Origin of the sequence: Streptomyces umbrinus (genome assembly GCF_030817415.1) — a bacterium.
Lineage (GTDB): Bacteria > Actinomycetota > Actinomycetes > Streptomycetales > Streptomycetaceae > Streptomyces > Streptomyces umbrinus_A.
In genome coordinates this window covers 4,905,662-4,926,740 of the sequence record NZ_JAUSZI010000002.1, presented here as the reverse complement: position 1 = coordinate 4,926,740, position 21,079 = coordinate 4,905,662, and the positions used below count along the sequence as shown (strand labels likewise).

The 21,079-nt window shown below is 71.9% G+C and carries 13 protein-coding genes and 2 pseudogenes; 10 read left to right on the top strand and 5 right to left on the bottom strand.

Features of this window, described 5'->3' with window-relative positions:
- Nucleotides 1–286: 286 nt before the first annotated feature.
- The gene (locus QF035_RS21420) at nucleotides 287–1,492 is read right to left on the bottom strand and encodes a nucleotide sugar dehydrogenase (protein WP_307522057.1); all 1,206 of its coding nucleotides are present in this window, start codon (nucleotides 1,490–1,492) and stop codon (nucleotides 287–289) included.
- A gap of 273 nt (nucleotides 1,493–1,765) precedes the next feature.
- Between QF035_RS21420 and QF035_RS21415 the strand changes: the two genes are divergently transcribed.
- The 8 genes and pseudogenes from QF035_RS21415 (at nucleotide 1,766) to QF035_RS21385 (ending at nucleotide 15,086) form a co-directional block, all read left to right on the top strand.
- Complete coding sequence (locus QF035_RS21415) at nucleotides 1,766–3,472, top strand: glycerol-3-phosphate dehydrogenase/oxidase (RefSeq protein ID WP_307522056.1); 1,707 nt, start codon at nucleotides 1,766–1,768, stop codon at nucleotides 3,470–3,472.
- Nucleotides 3,473–3,964: 492 nt separating this feature from the next.
- The gene (locus QF035_RS21410) at nucleotides 3,965–6,157 is read left to right on the top strand and encodes a serine/threonine-protein kinase (protein ID WP_307522055.1); all 2,193 of its coding nucleotides are present in this window, start codon (nucleotides 3,965–3,967) and stop codon (nucleotides 6,155–6,157) included.
- 154 nt (nucleotides 6,158–6,311) lie between these two features.
- A pseudogene (locus QF035_RS21405) lies at nucleotides 6,312–9,090 on the top strand (protein kinase).
- Nucleotides 9,091–9,302: 212 nt separating this feature from the next.
- Nucleotides 9,303–10,799 (top strand): protein kinase domain-containing protein, encoded by a 1,497-nt coding sequence (locus QF035_RS21400; RefSeq protein WP_373466970.1) that lies wholly within the window; start codon nucleotides 9,303–9,305, stop codon nucleotides 10,797–10,799.
- On the top strand, nucleotides 10,738–11,154 hold the full coding sequence (locus QF035_RS55805) for a hypothetical protein (protein ID WP_373466694.1): 417 nt from the start codon (nucleotides 10,738–10,740) through the stop codon (nucleotides 11,152–11,154). Before QF035_RS21400 ends, QF035_RS55805 begins: the two co-directional genes overlap by 62 nt.
- Nucleotides 11,155–11,269: 115 nt before the next feature.
- Nucleotides 11,270–12,550, top strand: a pseudogene (locus QF035_RS21395) (serine/threonine-protein kinase); the annotation flags it as partial.
- 115 nt (nucleotides 12,551–12,665) lie between these two features.
- Nucleotides 12,666–14,312, top strand: a complete 1,647-nt coding sequence (locus QF035_RS21390) for a serine/threonine-protein kinase (protein ID WP_307522054.1) — start codon at nucleotides 12,666–12,668, stop codon at nucleotides 14,310–14,312.
- A gap of 147 nt (nucleotides 14,313–14,459) precedes the next feature.
- Nucleotides 14,460–15,086, top strand: coding sequence for a GntR family transcriptional regulator (locus QF035_RS21385; protein WP_307531302.1), 627 nt, complete (start codon nucleotides 14,460–14,462; stop codon nucleotides 15,084–15,086).
- 56 nt (nucleotides 15,087–15,142) lie between these two features.
- Here the strand turns inward: QF035_RS21385 and QF035_RS21380 are convergent, their stop codons facing one another.
- From QF035_RS21380 to QF035_RS21370, 3 genes are read right to left on the bottom strand one after another with little or no spacing between them, the layout of a single operon-like run.
- Complete coding sequence (locus tag QF035_RS21380) at nucleotides 15,143–15,481, bottom strand: cupin domain-containing protein (RefSeq protein WP_307522053.1); 339 nt, start codon at nucleotides 15,479–15,481, stop codon at nucleotides 15,143–15,145.
- On the bottom strand, nucleotides 15,478–16,269 hold the full coding sequence (locus QF035_RS21375; RefSeq protein ID WP_307522051.1) for a carbon-nitrogen hydrolase family protein: 792 nt from the start codon (nucleotides 16,267–16,269) through the stop codon (nucleotides 15,478–15,480). Before QF035_RS21375 ends, QF035_RS21380 begins: the two co-directional genes overlap by 4 nt.
- A 51-nt stretch (nucleotides 16,270–16,320) precedes the next feature.
- The gene (locus QF035_RS21370; protein WP_307522050.1) at nucleotides 16,321–17,685 is read right to left on the bottom strand and encodes an MFS transporter; all 1,365 of its coding nucleotides are present in this window, start codon (nucleotides 17,683–17,685) and stop codon (nucleotides 16,321–16,323) included.
- A 139-nt stretch (nucleotides 17,686–17,824) separates the two neighbouring features.
- Here QF035_RS21370 and QF035_RS21365 point away from each other — a divergent pair, with 139 nt between their 5' ends.
- On the top strand, nucleotides 17,825–18,511 hold the full coding sequence (locus QF035_RS21365) for a DUF2848 domain-containing protein (protein WP_307522049.1): 687 nt from the start codon (nucleotides 17,825–17,827) through the stop codon (nucleotides 18,509–18,511).
- A gap of 116 nt (nucleotides 18,512–18,627) precedes the next feature.
- Here QF035_RS21365 and QF035_RS21360 read toward each other — a convergent pair whose 3' ends face one another.
- Complete coding sequence (locus tag QF035_RS21360) at nucleotides 18,628–19,458, bottom strand: hypothetical protein (RefSeq protein ID WP_307522048.1); 831 nt, start codon at nucleotides 19,456–19,458, stop codon at nucleotides 18,628–18,630.
- 166 nt (nucleotides 19,459–19,624) lie between these two features.
- On the opposite strand from QF035_RS21360, the gene QF035_RS21355 reads away from it, so the two are divergent.
- The gene (locus tag QF035_RS21355; protein ID WP_307522046.1) at nucleotides 19,625–21,034 is read left to right on the top strand and encodes a diacylglycerol/lipid kinase family protein; all 1,410 of its coding nucleotides are present in this window, start codon (nucleotides 19,625–19,627) and stop codon (nucleotides 21,032–21,034) included.
- The last annotated feature ends 45 nt before the right edge of the window (nucleotides 21,035–21,079 follow it).

Below are 21,079 nucleotides of genomic sequence, written 5' to 3'. Positions count from 1 at the left end.
GAGGAGGTGGAACTTGCGAATTTTCGGATGGTGAGCGGCCGCCCCCATCACAACTAGGGGCGGACACTCCGTGATCCATCTTGGAGCCTGCCGCAGTGCCTGCTGCGGTGGGCTCCACCTTTTGTGAGCGGCCACCCCCAAACACAGTAGGGGCGGACACTCCGTGATCCATCCTGGAGCCTGCCGCAGTGTCCCCTGTGGTGGGCTCCACCTTTTGTACGGTACCGGCGTGGAGCGCTCTGTGCCACCAGCCCCAGAGGCTCGGGACCGCCCCGCGCGCCCCCGGTCACAACCTGTGCGCCGCCCCCGTGGGCGTAGCCCCCCGCGTGTCCAGCAGCAGCTGCGCCTTCACCGACAGCCCTTGCAGGTCGTACGTGCGGTGTTGCTGGAGGAGGATCGTCAGGTCCGCGTCGGCTGCGGCCTCGTAGAGGGAGTCCACGCGGGGGACCGGGCGGTCGAGGATGCTCCAGGACGGGACGAGCGGGTCGTGGTAGCTGACGGCGGCGCCGAGTTCCATCAGGCGGGTCGCGATCTCCTTGGCGGGGGAGCCCTGTTGGTCGGCGTGGTCGGCCTTGTAGGTGACGCCGAGGAGGAGCACGCGTGCGCCGCGGGCGGACTTGCCGTGCTCGTTGAGGAGCGTGGCCGCGCGCTGGATGACGTACTGCGGCATGTGGTTGTTGACCTGCTGGGCCAGTTCGACCATGCGCAGGGAGCGGGTTCGCAGGCCCGCGAGGTCCCGGGGGACGGCGTGGCCGCCTACGCCGGGGCCGGGGCGGAAGGCCTGGAAGCCGAACGGCTTGGTCTCGGCGCAGCGGATGACGTCCCACAGGTCGACGCCCAGGTCGTGGCAGAGGACCGCCATCTCGTTGACGAGGGCGATGTTGACGTGCCGGTAGTTGGTCTCCAGGAGCTGCACGGTCTCCGCTTCCCGTGGTCCACGCGCGCGTACGACCTTGTCGGTGAGGCGCCCGTAGAAGGCGGCGGCCGACTCGGTGCAGGCGGGGGTGAGGCCGCCGATGACCTTCGGGGTGTTGGCGGGGGTGTGGTCGCGGTTGCCCGGGTCGACGCGGCTGGGTGAGTACGCGAGATGGAAGTCGCGGCCCGCGCGGAGGCCGGAGCCCTCTTCGAGGAGCGGACGGAGGAATTCCTCCGTCGTGCCGGGGTAGACGGGGGACTCAAGGATCACCGTGGTGTGCGGGCGCAGGTGTGCGGCCAGGGTGCGGGCGGCGTCGGCCAGTTGACCCAGGTCGAGCGCGCCGTCCGCGCCGCGCGGGGTCGGCGCGCAGATGACCGCGGTACGGACCCGGCCGAGTTCGGCCGGGTTGGTGGCCGGCCGGAAGCCCGTCGAGAGCATCCGGCGCTGGTCGGCCGCGGCCAGCGGCGCGGGGTCGCCGCACTGGTAGCCGAGTGTGGAGATGCCGGCGCTGACGGCGGCCTGGGCCAGGGGCAGGCCGAGCTGGCCGAGGCCGATGACGGCGAGATCTGCGGGCATGGCGGTGGGCCGTCCTTCCCAGTAACCGAAGGGGGACAAGGGCGCAAGCCCTGTGGACAGAACGGGCGAGTGCAATGTCAGACTAGGAGTAAATATGACCGATTTGCGGGATTGCTCGGCTGTGTTTCTCCGGAAGCCACCGAGAGATATCCACAGGCGGACGGCTGGTGGTGGCCGAAGGCGGGCAACGGGTTGAGAATTTGGGCATGGGGGATGTGAGCCGGGCCTCGCCGGACGGGTGAGCCCGGCGCGACAGAACAGCGGGAGGCAACTGTGCGGACAGCGACACTGGGACCGGCGGAGCGCGCCGAGTCACTCGCGGGAATGGCCGAGCACGAGCTGGATGTGCTGGTCGTGGGAGCAGGCGTGGTCGGTGCGGGCACGGCACTGGACGCCGTGACCCGCGGTCTGTCCACCGGTCTGGTCGAGGCGCGTGACTGGGCGTCGGGCACGTCGAGCCGGTCGAGCAAGCTGATCCACGGAGGTCTGCGCTATCTGGAGATGCTCGACTTCCCGCTCGTACGGGAGGCGCTGAAGGAGCGCGGGCTGTTGCTGGAGCGGCTCGCGCCGCACCTCGTGAAGCCCGTCCCGTTCCTTTACCCCTTGCAGCACAAGGGCTGGGAGAGGCTGTACGCCGGTTCGGGCGTCGCGCTCTACGACGCGATGTCGATGGCGCGCGGGCACGGGCGCGGACTGCCGATGCACCGTCACCTGTCACGCCGTCACGCGCTGCGTGTCGCCCCCGCCTTGAAGAAGGACGCCCTGGTCGGGGCACTGCAGTACTACGACGCGCAGATGGACGACGCCCGTTATGTGGCGACCCTGGTGCGCACGGCGGCGGCGTACGGAGCGAAGGTCGCCAACCGCGCACGCGTGACCGGCTTCCTGCGCGAGGGCGAGCGTGTCGTCGGCGCCAAGGTGCAGGACGTCGAAGGGGGCGGGGAGTACGAGATCCGCGCCAAGCAGGTCGTCAACGCCACCGGGGTGTGGACGGACGACACGCAGGCGATGGTGGGCGAGAGGGGCCAGTTCCACGTCCGGGCGTCCAAGGGCATCCATCTGGTCGTACCGAAGGACCGGATCACCTCGACGACCGGACTGATCCTGCGTACGGAGAAGTCCGTGCTGTTCGTGATCCCCTGGGGCCGGCACTGGATCATCGGGACGACGGACACCGGCTGGGACCTCGACAAGGCCCACCCGGCGGCGTCCAGCGCGGACATCGACTACCTGCTGGAGCACGTGAACTCGGTACTCGCCGTGCCACTGACACGTGATGACGTGGAGGGGGTGTACGCGGGGCTGAGGCCGCTGCTCGCCGGCGAGTCGGACGCCACGAGCAAGCTGTCGCGCGAGCACACCGTGGCGCATCCGGTGCCGGGGCTCGTGGTCGTGGCGGGCGGAAAGTACACGACGTACCGGGTGATGGCCAAGGACGCGGTGGACGAGGCGGTGCACGGGCTCGACCAGCGGGTCGCGGAGTGCGTCACCGAGGACATCCCGCTGATCGGCGCCGAGGGGTACCGGGCGCTGTGGAACGCGCGAGCACGGATCGCCGCGCGGACCGGGCTCCATGTGGTGCGCGTGGAGCACCTGTTGAACCGGTACGGATCACTCGCGGAGGAACTGCTCGACCTCATCGCCGCGGACGCCTCGCTGGGCGAGCCGCTGCCCGCCGCCGAGGACTATCTGCGCGCCGAGATCGTCTACGCCGCCTCGCACGAGGGCGCACGGCACCTCGACGACGTGCTGACCCGGCGGACACGCATCTCGATCGAGACCTTCGACCGGGGGACGCGCAGCGCGCGGGAGGCCGCGGAGCTCATGGCGCCGGTGCTGGGCTGGGACAAGGACCAGATCGAGCGCGAGGTCGAGCACTACGAGAAGCGGGTGGAGGCGGAACGGGAGTCGCAGCGGCAGCCGGACGACCTGACGGCCGACGCGGCCCGGCTGGGGGCGCCGGACATCGTGCCGTTGTAGGGACGGCGGTGGACGGGCACGAGTTGCGCTGAGGCCTGGCGATGGTCGAAGGCGCGAGCTGTGCCGGGGCCTGGCGGTGGTGGGGTCCCGGCTGCGGTGGAGGCGCGGCTGTGGGGGCCGTTGTGGGGCTTCCGAAGCGAGGGCCGGATCTCTCGGCGGCCGGCAGGGCTGCGGCCGGGCCTTGCCTTGAGTGGCGAGTCGGGTGAGGGCGGTGTCCGCGGGCTGGGGGTGAGTGGGAGTTGTCGAGGCGGTCGAGGTCAGGACGAGGCGGGTCGGGGACACAGGAAGAGTCAGTAGCGTCCTCGGAGGTGGCATGAGGTCCTTCCTCGTCGCCGCTCATCGTGAGGGACGGGCTCGGCCGGGTGACCGGCGGGGCAGGTGAGGGGCGGCGCGGGGAAGGAATGCTTCCGCGAGGGGGCACCCGGGGCGTCGGACGGTGCTCGGGTGGGTGACAATGGAGGCTCTGTCAGGGCGGGTTGCATGAGGGGACGCATGTCGGAGGCGGAGCGCGCGGGAGCATCCCGGCAGGACGAGAGCGATCGTCTTCTCGCCGGGCGATACCGGCTGGGAGGAGTCCTCGGACGCGGCGGCATGGGCACCGTGTGGCGGGCCAAGGACGAGACGCTGGGCCGGACGGTCGCGGTCAAGGAACTGCGGTTGCCGGCGCGGATCGACGAGGACGAGAAGCGGCGGCTGATCACGCGGACCTTCCGTGAGGCCAAGGCCATCGCGCGGATCCGGAACAACGGCGCGGTGACGGTCTACGACGTGGTCGACGAGGACAACCGGCCGTGGATCGTGATGGAGCTCGTCGAGGGAAAGTCGCTCGCCGAGGTCATCCGTGAGGACGGGCTGCTCACGCCGAAGCGCGCGGCCGAGGTGGGCTTGGCCATCCTCGACGTGCTGCGTTCGGCGCACCGCGAGGGCATCCTGCACCGGGACGTGAAGCCGTCGAACGTGCTCATCGCCGAGGACGGCCGGGTCGTGCTCACCGACTTCGGTATCGCGCAGGTGGAGGGCGACCCGTCCATCACCTCGACCGGCATGCTCGTCGGCGCGCCCTCGTACATCTCGCCGGAGCGCGCGCGGGGGCACAAGCCCGGGCCCGCGGCAGACCTCTGGTCGCTCGGTGGGCTGCTGTACGCGTCGGTGGAAGGCGTGCCGCCGTACGACAAGGGGTCCGCCATCGCGACGCTCACCGCGGTGATGACGGAGCCGATGGAGCAGCCGAAGAACGCCGGGCCGCTGGAGAAGGTCATCTACGGGCTGCTCGTCAAGGACCCCGAGCAGCGGCTCGACGACGCCGGGGCCCGGACGATGCTCACCGAGGTCATCCACGCGCCCGAGCCCAAGGACGAGCCGGAGCCGGCGGACGCGACGAAGGTCGTGCCGTTGCCCGAGCTTCCGGTGGACGCCCCTGCCAAGAAGAAGAGTTCGGGCGGCAAGGCCGCGGGCGGGAGCAAGAAGGGCGAGGAGCCGGTGGAGCGGTTCCGCGGCGCTCTGCGTTCCGTGCGGAAGGGCAAGGGTGCTGCTGCGGCCGCGGCGGCGGGCGCTGCCGCGGTGGTCGGCGCCGGGAAGGCCGGCGCCGGGAAGGCCGCGGACACCGAGGCTCCGGCGACGCCGGAGGGGGCGGACGACAAGGCCGCCAAGGCCTCGACCTCAGCCTCCGCCCCGGCCTCGGCTGCTCCTGAGGCCTCCCCCTCTGCCTCCGCCCCCGCTTCGCCCTCCGCTGCTCCCGCTGCTGCCGACGCTGCCGCTGCTTCTGGCTCCGCCTCCGAGGCTGCTCCTCGCTCCGCCTCCGCGGATTCGGCTCGTTCGGCCGAGGGGCGGGCTTCTGCTGCCTCCGAGGTGAACTTCAGTTCGGTGGGCGGGAGTTCGGGTGGTGCCGGGGACACGCATCCGCGGACCGTCGCGCCGAAGGCGTCGCTCACCGATGTGGTACCCCGACGGACCTTGGTGATCGTCGCCGTGGTCGTCGTGCTGGCCGTGCTGGGCACGATCCTCGCCGTCACGCTCAGTGGCGGCGACGACTCCGGGACCAACGAGAACAAGGGCGGCGACGACAAGTCGGCGTCCAGCGGGGCGAGCGCGGGCAGCGACACCAAGCAGGACGAGAACAGCGGTACCGAAAAGGACAGCGGAGAGAAGACCGACTCCGCCGGCGGGGGCGCGAACACCGGCAGTTCGCCGAGTGCGAGCGCTTCGAGCGGGACGGGCGGTTCGAACGACGACTCCGGCAGCGGTTCGGGCGACGGCGCCGCCGAGACGTACAAGAGCGGGCAGGGGTTCTCGATCGGGCTGCCCAAGGGGTGGAAGTACGAGTCCACGAGTGCGGCCGGGTCCCGGTTCGCCGGTCCTGACGGGCAGAAGCTGCTGGTCGGGTGGACCACGACGCCCAAGAGCGACCCGGTGGCGGACTGGAAGAACCAAGAGCAGTTCATGCAGCGGCCGCAGTACAAGCGCATCCGAATAGAGAAGGTGGACTACCGAGGCTGGAACACGGCCGACTGGGAGTTCACCTACGTGGACGGCGGGACGCAGTATCGGTCGATAGACCGAGGATTCGTCGTCAACGGCAGCCTCGGATATGGGCTCATGTACACCGCGAAGGGCTCGAAGTGGGACACCGAGCTTCGTAAAAACACGTGGCAGACGCTTACGAAGTCGTTCGAACCGAAGTCCTGAGGGGCACGAGATTCCTGAGATCTCGTATCTCCTCACTGTGGGTTGCCTACGGCACGTATCGTGAGTGGTTGCGGACCGTACGCAGCCCCATCTGCAGCCACAACGGGACGCATGGCGAACGGAATTGACCAACCGGGCGGCCGGGGGAGGCATCGTGGACGACTATGCGGGACGGGTACTCGCCGACCGTTACCGTCTGCCGCTGCCGCCGTCGGACGAGTACGAATTCGCCGAGACCCGGGCCTTCGACACGTACAGCGGGCAGGAAGTCCTGGTCCGGCAGGTGCCGTTGCCCGAGATCGTCGAGGCGGAGGTGCTCGACGCGGACGGGCTGCCCGACGGGTTCGTGGCCCGGGACGCCGGAGTGCGGCGGCCGTCCGCGCGGACCACGCGGCGGCCCACCGAACCGGCGGTGCGGCGGGCGATCGAGGCCGCGCAGGCCGCGGCCCAGATCCCCGACCATCCGCGGCTCGACCAGGTCTTCGACGTGTTCGCCGAGGGCGGGTCGTTGTGGATAGTGAGTGAGATGGTGGCCGCGCGGCCACTGGCAGCGCTGCTCGCGGAGCGGCCGCTGAGTCCGTACCGGGCCCGCCGAGGTGGCCTCCGACGTGCTGACGGCGCTGCGGGTGCTGCACGGCCATGGATGGGTGCACCGGAACATCACCGCGCGCACGGTGCTCGTCTGCGACGACGGGCGCGTGATGCTCACGGGGCTTGCCGCGGGGGCCGCGGAGGAAGCGCTGTGCGGGTACGACCCGGTGCCTGCCGCCGACGGTGAGGGCGAGGCGAGCGGCTCCGGAACGGCGGGCGGTCCGCCAGGCGAGACGGGTCCCGCTGGCTCCTCCGTGCCTCACGGCCGGCTCGGTCAGCAGGGGCAGTCCCAGCAGGGCGGTTCCGGTGGCGTGCCCGGTGCGCGGGTCGCCGGTGGCGGTCGTGCCGCCGTCGAGGCCGTGCCCGGAGGCGCCGGAAGCCTGTCGCCCGTCACGCGGGCACAGGCGTCGGCCGCGGGGCAGCGGGCGCTGGACGCCGGCGGTGATGTACGGGCCGCGCGCGCCGGGGCCATCGCCGCCTACCGCGCGGGCGCGCGGGCCGCGGCCCGGGTGCAGGAGGAACAGCGGGGCGGCCAGAACGCGGCGTTGCCCGCGCCGCGGACCCGGCCCACCGAGGGCGAGGCCGAGGGCGGACAGACCTCCGGGCTCGGCCTGGAACACACCGGGCTGGAGCACACCCCGCCGCCGGGGCAGATCGCCGACCCGTACGGGGTGGGGCGGACCAGTTCCTGGCACGGCGCGGCGCCGCGCCATGGTGCCCCCGCGCTGGGCGGGAACGGACAGAACCAGCCTCCCGCGCTGCCCGGCGCCGGAAGCAGCGGCAACGGGGGCAACGGGGGCAACGGAAGCGGCGTACCGGGCCACGGTGACAGCGCCGGATTCCCCGGGAACGGCAACGGCGTGTCCCACACCGGGGCCGGCAACGGCATCGCCGGCCACTTCGCCAACACCTCTGAACCCGCCTACGGCACAGACCTCGCCCACACCACAGACCCTGCCTACAGCGCGGACCCTGCGTACGCCGCAGGGCCTTCCCACACCACCGGCACCGCCACCGAGGCCCCCACCCAGTGGAGCCGGCCGACCGCCGACCCCGCTCCCGCCGCCCATCGGGGCCCCGCCACCGCGCTCGCGGCCGAGCGGGCCCGGCAGGCGCGGATGGCTGTCGTCGGACCCGTCACCGAACGCTGGGCGCCTGAGCAGGCCGGGCCCGTGCACGAGAACTGGCAGCTGGCGGCGCCGATCGGGCCCGCGACGGACCTGTGGGCGTTGGGGGCGCTGCTCTTCCGGGCCGTTCAGGGGCATGCGCCCTACCCCGAGGAGAACACCGCCGAGCTCGTGCAGCTGGTGTGCGCCGAGCCGCCCGCGTTCGCCGAGGAGTGCGGGCCGCTGAGGCCGGTCGTGGAGTCGCTGCTCCGTCAGGACCCCACCGAGCGGCTGGACTTCGAGGAGCTGCGCGGCTGGCTGCGTTCACTGGTGCGGTCGGCGCCCGAGCCGGAGGCGGGGACGTACGTCGTGGCCACGCCGCCCGTGGATCCCAAGCGGCTGCCCGTCGTGCGCCGCCGGGGCGAGCTCGTCCGAAGGCGCCGCGCCGGGCTGCCCGACACCAGCCCGCACGGCCGCCACAAGCGGTCCAAGCGGGAGGCCAAGCCCCGGCGGCTCGGCCGCACGCTGCTCCTGCTGATACTGCTGGCCATGGCGGCGGCCGTCGCGTATGCCGTGGCCTTCATGCCCAAGTCCGACAACGCCGGTGAGCGGACCGGTTCCGCGGGGGACGTCGTCAGTCCGGCCCCGGGACACTCGGCCGACACGGACACCGGCACGGACGGGAACGCGGGCACGGATCCGCAGGACGAGAAGTCGCCGAGCAAGGAGACCAGCCCGACGCAGTCGTCCAGTTCCAGCACGCAGACCACCGGACCCGAGGTCGCGCAGGGCTTCACCCTGCGCAAGGACTCCGAGGGCTTCCGCGTCGCGGTCGCCAACGGCTGGGACCGGACGGGGAAGAACGGCCGCGGCCAGATCGTCTACTCCCAGGGCGACTTCGAGCTGCTGGTCGTGCCCGGCCGTGACACGACCAGCCAGTACGGCACCGATCCGATGACGTACCAGCGTGAGGACGAGCGCGAGCTGCAGCCGTTCCGCGACTCGACGTGGGCCACGTCCAGCGGGATGCGGCGCATCGAGGTCGGCGGACGGACCATGGCCGAGGGGCAGTTCACCTGGCAGGACTCCCAGGGGCGCGAGGTCTTCGTACGCAATCTCGCGATCATCGTCGACGGGCGGTACCACGTGGTGCAGGTGCTCGGTCCCGAGGCCGAGCGGGACGAGGTGACGCGGCTCTACGAGCAGGCCGCGGCGACCTACCAGGCCACTGGCTGACGTCCGGCAGACCGCTCGCCGACGGTCCGACAGACCGTTCATTGACGGTCCGACAGGCCACTGGCCGGCGCCCGATTGCCTGGCGGCAACCGCCCGTTCACGCCCGGGCAAACCGTCACAGTGCTGTCTCCGTAGGGCCCCGCCGGTTCCCTGGGGGAGGGCCGGTCCTTAGTCTGGCCCTGTCAAGAGCATTGCGGGGAAACGTGAATCAGATGCAGGGCCTGCTGTTGTCCGGGCGCTACCGGCTCGTCGACTCCATCGGCAGTGGCGGCATGGGCCGGGTGTGGCGTGCGCACGACGAGGTGCTGCACCGGGCCGTCGCCATCAAGGAGTTGACGGCCGCGCTCTATGTGGCGGACAGCGACCAGCCCGTGCTCCTCGCCCGGACCCGGGCCGAGGCGCGCGCGGCCGCGCGGATCAACCACTCGGCCGTCGTCACCGTGCACGACGTGTTGGAGCACGACGGCCGCCCGTGGATCGTGATGGAGCTGGTCGAGGGCCACTCGCTCGCCGACGCGGTGAAGGAGTCCGGGCGCGTCGAGCCCCGGGAGGCCGCGCGGGTCGGGCTCTGGGTGCTGCGCGCGCTGCGGGCCGCGCACGCCGCGGGCGTACTGCACCGCGACGTCAAGCCGGGCAACGTACTGATCTCCAACGACCGGCGTGTCCTGCTCACCGACTTCGGGATCGCGCAGGTCGAGGGCGACACGACGATCACGCGCACCGGGGAGATCGTCGGCTCGGTCGACTATCTGGCGCCGGAGCGCGTACGCGGCCACGATCCGGGTCCCTCCTCCGATCTGTGGGCGCTCGGCGCGACGCTCTACACGGCGGTCGAGGGGAGGTCTCCGTTCCGGCGGACGACCCCGCTGACCACCATGCAGGCCGTGGTCGGCGAGGAACCCGAGGAGCTGACGCACGCCGGCCCGCTCGCGCCCGTCATTGCCGCGCTGCTGCGCAAGGACCCCGCCGAGCGGCCCGGCCCGGAGGAGGCCGAGCAGATGCTCGCCGAGGCCGCGGAGGGGCGCGCACCGAGTTCGGCGCAGGCTTATGTGCCGACGGAACATGTGGCCTCGCACGAGTCCGGTGAGACCCCTCGGTCTCCCGAGTCACCTGTGCCCCAGGGGACGTACGGGCCGGCCCATGCCGCCTACGGGCCTCAGGGCGTCCAAGGAGCGCATGGCACGTACGGCGGCCCTCAGGGTGCTCACGGGAACCAGGGAGGCCCTGGCACTCCCGGCGGTTCCGGCGGCCATGACCCCTATGGCAGCCACGGCAGTCACGGTGTGCACGACACCTATGGCAGCCATGGTCGGCCCGCGCCCGACCCGGCCGTCGCCACGCTGAACCAGCCGGCGGTCGCCGGGACGCAGCGCCGCAGGGTCAGCACGCTGGTCCTCGTCGTCATTCTGGCCGCGCTCGTGGGCGGCGGAGGCGTCGCGGCGATGCTGTACGCGGACGGGTGGGGCAACGACACCAACTCGTCGTCCTCACCCGACCGGTCCTCACCCGACCCGTCCTCCTCCACCCCGTCGTCCTCGGCGGGAGAGACGGACGACGGGAAGGGGAACCAGACCCCGGACACCGGCACCGGTGCCGGCGGTGTGCCGGACGGCTGGGAGCGCGTCGACGACCCCCAGGGTTTCAGCCTTGTCCTGCGCCAAGGGCTGGAAGCGCCAGACCGAGAACACCCAGGTCGACTACACGCCTGACAACGGCGAGCACTTCGTCCGCATCGCCGTCGACGACTCCCCGGACTTCGACTCCCCGTACACGCATCTGCTCGACCTGGAGGAGCAGTTGGGGCGGCTGCAGGACTACCGGCGGGTCGGTCTGGAGGAGAACACCTTCCGCGACCGCCCGGGCGCGCTCTGGGACTTCACCTGGACCGCGCTGCCAAAGGACACGGAGTTCCCCGGCCCGCGCAGGGCCAGCGAGCAGGCGTATCTCAGCCGTGACGGCGTCGAGTACGTGATCTACATGTCCGCGCCGGCGGCGGACTGGGCCACCGCGAAGGAACAGTTCGACACGATCCTGCGCAGCTGGCGGCCCCCGGGCGCCCAGTGACCCCGTACGCCCCGTAAGTACGGCCGGTCCGGCACGTGACGGCGTACGTCGCTTGTCGGCCACCCGTGACGCAGCGTCGCGGAAGGCCTCCGTCCGGTGCGGCATGATGGGGCGCATGGTGACCGAGGGGGACAACGTCCGTGTCATCGCGGGCCGTTACCGGCTGGAGGCCAGACTCGGCCGGGGCGGTATGGGCGTCGTTTGGCGGGCCACGGACCTGTTGCTCGGCAGGCAGGTAGCGGTCAAGGAACTCGTCCTCGACACCTCGCTCTCGGCGGAGGAGTCCCGGCTGCAGCGCGAGCGGACCCTGCGTGAGGCGCGGGCCATCGCCCAGTTGCGGGACCCGCACATCATCGTCGTGCACGATGTCGTGGAGCAGGACGAACGCCCCTGCATCGTCATGGAGTTGATCGAGGGCGGCTCGCTCGCCGAGCGGATCTCCCGGAGCGGGCCCGTGGACGCGGCGGAGGCGGCCCGGATGGGGATCGACCTGCTGGGCGCGCTGCGCAAGGCGCACGGCGCGGGCGTGCTGCACCGGGACCTGAAGCCCGCCAACGTACTCCTCACCGCGGAGGGCCGCGTCGTCCTCACCGACTTCGGGATCGCCCAGGTCGCGGGGTCGACGACGCTCACCGAGAGCGGGTCGTTCGTGGGCTCGCCCGAATACACCGCGCCCGAGCGGATGTCCGGCGTCAGGACCGGGCCCGAGTCCGACCTGTGGTCGCTCGGCGCGTTGCTCTGTACGGCCCTGAGCGGCGAATCGCCGTTCCACCGCGACTCGTTGGGCGGGGTCCTGCACGCGGTCGTGATCGACGAGATACGCCCGCCCGAGGCCGCCGCGCCCCTGCTTCCCGTCGTACGGGGCCTCCTTGAGCGCGATCCCGAGCGCAGGCTCGACGCGGTGGAGGCGGAGCGGCTGCTGCGGGCGTTCCTCGACACCGGCCGGATGCCGCCGGTGTCGCCCGGTTACAGACCGACCCAGCGGGACGCGACGAGACCGCAGATGCAGCCACTCCACGCGCCGTCGCCTCCGTCGGACTCGCCCGTGACATCGCCGATGAGGTCCGTCGCTTCCCCGCGCTCCGCCACGCGGAACGTGCTGATCGCGGTCGCGCTCGTCGCCGCGATGGCCGTGGCGGGCGTGTCGGCGGCCGCGCTGCTGATGAACGGCGACGGGGGCGACGGGCCCTTGTCGCCGACGAGTTCCGTGCCCTCGTCACGGGCGACGGTCACTGCGACGACCACCGCGACAACCACTTCGACGACCGGCCCGACGGCGAGCGCGCCCCCGAGCCCGGCCACCACGAGCCCCGCGCCCCCGAGCCCCGCGCCCCCGAGCCCCGCGCCCACCGTCACGGTGACCCGCCCAGGATCCGGTGGAGTCGCCCCCTCGGGCACGTGAGTCGCGCGGCCGCGTAAAAGGAACATAAGCGACTCCGTGCGTCACGGGTCTGTGACTGGAAAGCGCCCAGGGTGGCTCCCGAAGCGCTTGCCGCGATAGGGATGGACCCATGAGCAACAACGGGGGAGCCCCTTACGGACCCGACGAACCAACGAGTTTCGGCCTGCAACCGCCGCGGCCGCCGGTCGCCGTGCCGCACCCCGGAAACCCGTACGCCGCGCCCACCCAGGTCGTGCCCGACCAGCAGGCGCCGCAGGAGCCGGGCACCGGTCGGCTGATCGCGGGCCGTTACCGGCTGCTCGGGAAACTCGGGCACGGCGGTATGGGCACCGTGTGGCGGGCGAAGGACGAGACGGTGGACCGGGAGGTCGCCGTCAAGGAGCCGCGCGTACCGGATCACCTTCCCGAACGCGAACGGGCCAACGTCTTCGAGCGGATGCGCCGCGAGGCGCGCGCCGCCGCCCGGCTCGACCACCCGGCCGTCGTGAACGTCCACGATGTCGCGGTCGTGGACGGCCAGCCGTGGATCGTCATGGAGCTCGTACGGGGGCGTTCGCTCGGTGACGCGCTGCAGGAGGGCACGATCGGAGCGCGCGAGGCGGCGAGAATCGGCCTGGAGGTGCTCGGTGCGCTGGAGTCCGCGCACGCGGCGGGCATCCTGCACCGCGACGTCAAGCCCGACAACGTCATGCTCGGCACGGGCGACCGGGTCGTCCTCACCGATTTCGGCATCGCCCAGATCGAGGGCGAGACGAACCTGACCGACACCGGCGGCTTCGTCGGCTCGCCCGAATTCATCGCGCCGGAGCGGGTGCTGGGGCAGCGCCCGGGGCCGGCCTCGGACCTCTGGTCCCTCGGCGTGGTCCTGTACGCGGCCACGGAGGGCGTGTCGCCGTTCCGCCGCACCAACACGCCCGCGACGCTCCAGTCCGTCCTCAACGCCACGCCGGCCGCGCCCAACGCGGCCACGGGACCGCTGGCCGACGCCATCAACGGCCTCCTCGACAAGGACCCGGCCCGCCGCCCGGACGCCGCACGGGTGCGCGCGCTCCTGGAGCAGGCCGCGCGTCCGCCCGAGCCCGCGCCCACGCAGGTCGTACGGATGGCGGAGCCCGGCGGCAGGTCGATCAGGGTCGGCCGCAAGGGGTGGATCGGCATCGGTGCCGTCGTCGTCGCGGCCGCGCTGGCGGCGTACCTGGTGGTCGCGGACCCGTTCGCGGGGCCGCTGCCCGACAACTGGAACAAGAAGGACCTGAAGGCGCTGGGCGCGACGATGGCGGTACCGGCCGGCTACGAGAAGACCGTGCCCAAGCCCGACGCGGCGAAGGGCGAACACTGGGTCCAGTTCACCGACCGGAGCGGCAGCCTCTGGATCAGCCTCACGCTGGCCAAGAAGGCCGAGGACACCAGCAGCGGCGAGATCGCCGGGTCGGCGGCGGCCGAGATGTACGACGACGACGCGAGCTACAGGCAGAGCGGCAGCTACGGCATGGACATGGACTCCGAGCCCGCTCCCAAAAGCAACCCCGAGCAGACGAAGTACAAGGACCGGAAAGCGGCCCTCAACACCATCACCTACCGCACGACGGACACCGAGTCTCCGCGTCCGCGCGAGATGCAGGTCCTCTACTACAAGACCAAGTCCGGCGACATGTACAAGCTCATGATCGGCTACCCGGGCGAGGGCGACTTCACCGAGCGCGGGCGCGAGGTCGCGAAGACGGCGATCGAGAACCTGGACATCGACACGCTCTGAGCCCGCCGCGCCGGGGAGGCGCTCAAGCTCCCACGGCGAGTTGGTGACCGCATACGGCGAGTTGGTGACCGCATACGGCCCGGTGTTGTGCGGGAACGCCCGTGGTAGCGTCGGTATACAAACTGTATGCGATGTCTGGGGGTTGCCGTGGCGTCCGGTCGGGAGAAGGCCTACGTGTATCTCAAGGACACGGTGCTGACGGACCCCGAGATGCAGGGGGCCTTCGTGTCGGAGCAGGAGCTCGCCGACCGTATCGGCGTCTCCCGCACCCCCATCCGGGAGGCGCTGCTGCTGCTCGCCGCGGAGGACCTGGTCGAGCTCGTGCCCAAGCGCGGTGCCCGGGTGGCGCCTCTGACGGGCCGGGAGGTGCGCGAGCTGATGGAGCTGCGCGGCCTCGTCGAGCGGTACGCGGCAGAGCGGCTCGTCGCGGCCGGGCGGGTGCCCCTGGAGGAGCTGCGCTCCCTGCTGGAACAGCAGCGCGCGCTCACCGGTGCCGAGGAGACCCGGGAGTTCATCGCCGTGGACCACCGGTTCCACGCGTCCCTGGTCTCGGCCGTCGGCAACACCCTTCTGGACCGGCACTACGACGGTCTGCGCAGCCGCCAGGTCCGCGCCGGGGTGGTCGCCGTCTTCAACCAGCAGGGACGCCAGAAGGCGGTGCTCGACGAGCACGAGGCCATCGTGGACGCCCTCGCCGCCGGTGACGCACCGGCCGCGTGCGCGGCCATCGACCACCACCTGCAGTCGACCCTCAAGGTGCTCCTCGACGGCTGAGACGCCGCTGGCGGAGGGCGCCCCGCTGCCGGGGGGCGCTCCCGTGCCCGCCCGGATCAGGGGTACGTGATCACGAGCATCGTCACGCCGTCCGGTGAGGTCCAGGGCCCGTGCGGCATGCCCGGGGGACGGCAGGCGTACATGCCCGCGGTGAAGGTGCGCCCCAGCGTCAGGTCGTACATCGCTCCCTCGACGAGATAGACCTCCTCCCACACGTCGTGCCGGGCCACGCCCGCGGCCGAGGTGTCGGTGCCAGGCGCCCAGCGGACGAGCGCGGTGCGCCGGCCGCTGTCGGGGTCCTCGGCCAGGACGCACTCCTCGACGCCGGGTCCGGCGCCGGCCGGGGCGCGCCAGGGCCCGTCGGGGCGGTGGAACTCCAGCTCCGGCCCGCTCATCGCCACACCTCGGGCCGCCGGTTCGCCAGTACGGACGTCTTCTCGCGGACCGCGCCGACCTCCTCGACGTCCAGATCCGTCACCAGCAGCTCCGGATCGGCGCCGAGAGAGGCCCGTACGGTCCCGTCGGGGCCGACCACCAGGCTGTGCCCGATGCCGGTCGGCGCGGGGCCCGGAGGTGTGCCGGGGTCGGCCTGGCCGACGGCGGCGACCCAGACGGTGGCGTCCAGTGCGCGGGCCCGCACCAGCAGCTCCCACTGGTCGAGCTTGCCGGGGCCGGCCCCCCAGGAGGCCGCCAGCAGGGTGCCCACCGCCCCGGCGTCGGCGTGTGCCCGGAACAGCTCGGGGAAGCGAACGTCGTAGCAGGTGGCCAGGCCGAGCCGGACGCCGTCCACGTCGATCACGGCGGGGCGGGAGCCCGGGGCGACGGTCTCGGACTCGTGGAAGCCGAAGGCGTCGTACAGGTGGATCTTGTCGTACGACTCCTCGACGCCGGGGCCGGTGGCCAGCAGGGTGTTGGCCACCCGTCCCTCGCCGGCCGGGGTGAACATGCCGGCCACGACGACCGTGCCGGTCGCGCGGGCGATCTCGCGTACGCCGTCGGCCCACGGCCCGTCGAGGGGCTGGGCGAGCGGGGCCAGTGGCGTGCCGAAGCAGGCCATCGACGCCTCCGGGAAGACGACGGCACGGGCTCCGGCGTCCGCGGCGCGACGCGTCCACTCCTCGACGAGGCGCAGGTTCTTCTCGGGGTCGGGGCCGGTGGTGAGCTGGCCGATGGCGATCCGCACTGCGGGGCCTCCTTGTCCGGGGCGAGTCTGGGCAGGGTCGTGCGGCCGTTGTCAGCGGGGCAGTGGGACCTCCGCCGCGGCCCGGGTCTTCGGCACGGCGAACTCCGCGTCCTCGTCGACGGCGGCCTCGGGGTTGCGGCCCAGCAGGACGCCCACCACGGAGACCGCGCAGGCGAGGGCGATGTAGAGGGCCAGCGGCACCCAGCTGTCGTAGGCGCTCAGCAGGGTGGTGAACAGCAGTGGTGCGATGGCGCCGCCGATGATCCCGGCCAGGGTGTAGGCCAGCGAGGAGCCGGTGTAGCGCAGCCGGGGCGAGAACTGCTCGGCGATGAAGGCGGCCTGCGGTCCGTAGAGACAGCAGTGGATCACCAGGGCGACGAGGACACCGGCGGCGAGCGGCAGCCAGGAACCGCCGGCGGCCATCGGGAAGAACACGAACGGCCATACCGCGGCGGCCACCGCGGCGACGCCGTACAGCAGGCGCCGGTTGACGCGGTCGGAGAGCGCGCCGGCCAGCGGCATCAGGAAGACCTGGACCGAGGAGCCGATGAGGACGGCCGCGAGGGCGGAGCCGCGCGACATGTCGAGTTCCTGGGTGGCGTAGGTCAGCACGAAGACGGTGAACATGGCGTACAGCACGTCGGGGCCGACCCGGCACAGGATCGCGGCGGTCAGGGCGCGGGGCTGGGTGGTGAAGACCTCGCGGATGGGGGCCTCGGGCCGGGACTGCTCGGCCTCCATCGCCTTGAAGACCGGGGTCTCCTCCAGCTTGGCCCGGATCCACAGCCCGAAGCCGACCAGTACGCCGGACAGCAGGAACGCCACACGCCAGCCCCACGACTCGAACTGCGCCTCGGTGAGCAGGGCGCCGAGGGCGGCGAGCACACCGTTGGCGAGCAGGTTGCCCGCGGGCGGGCCCACCTGTGCGGCGGAGGCGTAGAAGCCCCGGCGGCGCGGGTCGCCGAACTCACTGGACAGCAGTACGGCGCCGCCCCACTCGCCCCCTACGCCGACGCCCTGGGCGAAGCGCAGCACGACCAGCGCGATCGGCGCGGCCACACCGATCGTTCCGTAGGCGGGCAGAAGACCGATCAGGAAGGTGGCCACGCCGATCAGGACAAGTGTGGCGATCAGCACCTTCTTGCGGCCGATCACATCGCCCAGGCGGCCGAAGACGAATCCGCCGAGGGGGCGGGAGACGTAGCCGACCGCGTAGGTGGAGAACGCCAGGAGCGTGCCGGTGAGCGGGTCCTCCGACGGGAAGAACAGATCACCGAAGACCAGGGCGGCCGCGGCGGAGTAGACGGCGAAGTCGTACCACTCCAGGGCGGTGCCGGTGAGGCTCGCGACGAAGGCGCGGCGGACGCCGGAGCGCTTCTCCGCGGCCCCGGCGTCGCTCTTCGGGGTGTCGTGCATGGTGCCCATCCTTGCTCGGGGACATCGACCTTCCGGCATACTTCTTGTATACAGGTCGTATGCGCAACCCCTGCGCCGGAAGTTAACCGCGGAGAAATCAGGATCCGCAGACCGTTCCAAGATCCCTGGGAGTGCCCTCATGGCCGTGCTGACCTTCGAACTGCCCGACGGATCGACGCGCGAGGTCGATGTCGTCCAGGTCCTCAACGCCGGGTACGCCGGTCGCAGCCAGGACGACGTCGCCGCGCACGTCGCGGAGCTCGCCGAGCTGGGCGTGCCGGGCCCGTCCGTGACGCCGGCGCTCTACCCCGTCTCCCCGTATCTCGCCCAGCAGACCGAGCGGGTCGCGGTCCAGCACGGCCGCACCTCCGGCGAGGCGGAGTGGGCGCTGGTCGTCGCGGAGGGCGGGGAGCTGTTGCTGACCGCGGCCTGCGACCACACCGACCGCGACCTGGAGGTGCACGGGGTGGCGTGGAGCAAGAACGCGGGCCCCGACGTCCTCGCCCGCCGGGCCTGGCGTCTGGCCGACGTGGAGTCCCGCATCGACGAGATCACCCTGCGCGCCTGGGTCAGCCACGACGGCACCGAGACCGAGATCCAGGCCGGGACGCTCGCCGAACTCCTCACCCCGGGCTACTGGGTCGACGTCCTGCGGTCCCGCGGCGAGCTGACGCCCGGCACCGTCCTGATCTCCGGCACCATCCCCATGGCCCCCGGCGTCGACCAGTTCGCCGACGGCTGGCGCGTCGAACTGGCCGACCCGGCCGGCGGCGACACCATCGGCCTCGCCTACGACGTCCGGCCCATGCCGCAGCCCATCGGCTGACACGTCAACCACGGGAGGGCGGGCCGGTGAACCCGGCCCGCCCTCCTTATGGGTGCTGCCCTTTGGGGCTGCCTATGGGCGCAGCCCCGACAGACTTCGCCTCAACAGCCCTCGCCTCAGCCGAGCTTCGCCGTCTGGGCCTTGATGAGGTCGGCCGGTACGTCGTAGTCGGAGACCTCGGCGTCGTCGGCGAACGCGGCCATGCTGATCGAGTAGTACGTGGCGACCGTGCTCCCGTGCCGCGCGACCTCCGCGTGCACGACCGGGTCGCCCTCGGAGTCCGCGGTCACCGCGAACGCCAGCGACTCGTCGCCGTTCCCGGAGGCCTTCTCCGCCTCGACCTTCTTGAACTTCTGGGGCTCCTCCTTGGCCGTGGCCGTGAAGCCGCCGCCGCAGCCCTCGATCGCGGCGGAGAGCGAGGACATGGTCTCCTTCGCGCCGTCGCCCTCGTACGAGGACAGCGAGACGAGGGTGACGGTCGAACCGAGAGCGTCGGTGATGGAGTTCATCGCGTCCTCCATCTCCTCCTCGGTCATGTCCTCCAGGTCCTTGGTGGGGGACGCGCTCGCCTTGGCCGTCGGGTCCTCCTGGGCCATGCGGTTGACGTACGAGGCAGAGTCGCCCGGCGCGAAGCCGGTGAGGACGTACGCGAGGGGCGCGCACTTCTCGTCGTCGACCTTGATCTCCTCCTTGGAGGAGGCGAACTGGTCGGACTGGTCGGCCGGGCCGACCTTGAAGCCCTTGACGTCGGCCGTCGCGATGACGAGCTTCTCCAGCTCACCCTTGGCGAGGGTCTTCGCTGCCGCGGCCGGCTCCTTGCCCGCGGCCTTGTCGTCCTTGCCCGATCCGGAGTCGGAACCGCTGTCGGAACAGCCGGTCACCAGGGCGAGCGAGAGGACGGACACAACGGCTGCGGCGCCGGGACGCGGCAGCGCGAGTCTCTTCATTATTCGAATGTTCCTTCGGTGGAATTGCGGTGAAGCTGGGAGTCTGCGGGCGGGTCAAGAAAACGTCAAGCCGGTTCCGGAACGGCATACTGCTCAGCGCCGACGGACAACAGGGACGACAGCCGCCGACCCTCCCCGCGGCTTCCTGTGGAGAGAGGTGACGGGCGTGGGCCTGGATCTCGACGTGCGTGCGCACGCGCGCCAGCGGTGGGCGGCGCGCGGTGCCCTGGCGGCCGCCGGCCTCGCCGTACTGCTGCCGATCGGATTCGCCAGGGCCGCGAGCGTGTTGCTCGTCGTGCTCGGGGTGCTCGGTACGACGATCACGGTCGCCGCGCTCTGGTGGGTGCTGACCCTCCGGGGACCGGCCAGGGGCGCGGCCGGGGTGCTGGCCCTCGCGACACCCGCCACGGTCATCGGGCTCTTCGCCGCCGCGAACCTGCTCTGGGTCGTCGTGGTGTCCCTGGCGCTGTGGGGCTTCGCCGTCTGGGCCGGGAAGTTCGCGCTCAGCCTGACCAAGTCGCACGCCGTGCGTGTGTCCGAGCACCGGACCCCCGCCCCCGCCAGGCCCTTCCTCATCATGAATCCGCGGTCCGGCGGCGGAAAGGTCGAGCAGTTCGGGCTGAAGGAGAAGGCCGAGCGGCTCGGAGCGCGCGTCCACCTCCTCGACCCCGAGCACAAGGAGGACGTCACCGAGCTCGCCCGGCGGGCCGTCGCGGACGGGGCCGATCTGCTCGGCGTCGCGGGCGGGGACGGCACTCAGGCGCTCGTCGCCGCGATCGCCGCCGAGCACGACATCCCGTTCCTCGTCGTCTCCGCCGGGACCCGGAACCACTTCGCCATGGACCTCGGACTCGACCGGAACGACCCCGCCGCCTGCCTCGACGCTCTCACCGGCTCGGGGGTCGAGGTCCGCGTCGACCTCGGCTTCGCCGACGGGCATCCCTTCGTCAACAACGCCTCGTTCGGGGCGTACGCGGTGGTCGTGCAGAGCCCCGAGTACCGGGACGACAAGGTGCGTACGACGCTGGAACTGCTGCCGGAGCTGCTCACGCACCAGCGGGGGCCGCGGCTGAGCGCCCGGATCGAGGAGACGGGCGGGACGGCTGTAATCGACGCGCCCCAGGCCCTCCTCGTGAGCAACAACCCCTACCGCATGGACGATCCGGCGGGGCTCGGCTACCGCGGGCGGCTGGAGTCCGGTCTGCTCGGGGTCCTCGGCATCAAGGTGGAGAACGCGGCCGAGGCCGCCGGGCTGCTGCTGGGCGTGCACTCCACCGGGCTCACGGTGCTCACGGCCCGCGAGGTGGTCGTCGACGCCGACCGCCCCGAGATCGAGGTCGGCGTGGACGGCGAGGCCTTCGTCCTGCCCACCCCGGTACGGTGCCGCATCGAGCCCGGCGCGCTGCGCGTGCGCGTCCCCTGGAACCGGCCGGGCGTACCGGAGACCAAGCCGCCGATGGACTGGCGCCGGCTGCGCAAACTCGCCGCGGCGGTGGGCCGTACGGCACTCCCCAAGCACCGGGCCCTGCCCAGGAACGAGCCTCTCCCCGAGAACCGGACCCCGCCCATCGCATGACCCACCGTAGGACATCGACAAGCTCAGGCTCCGCACGGTACTGAT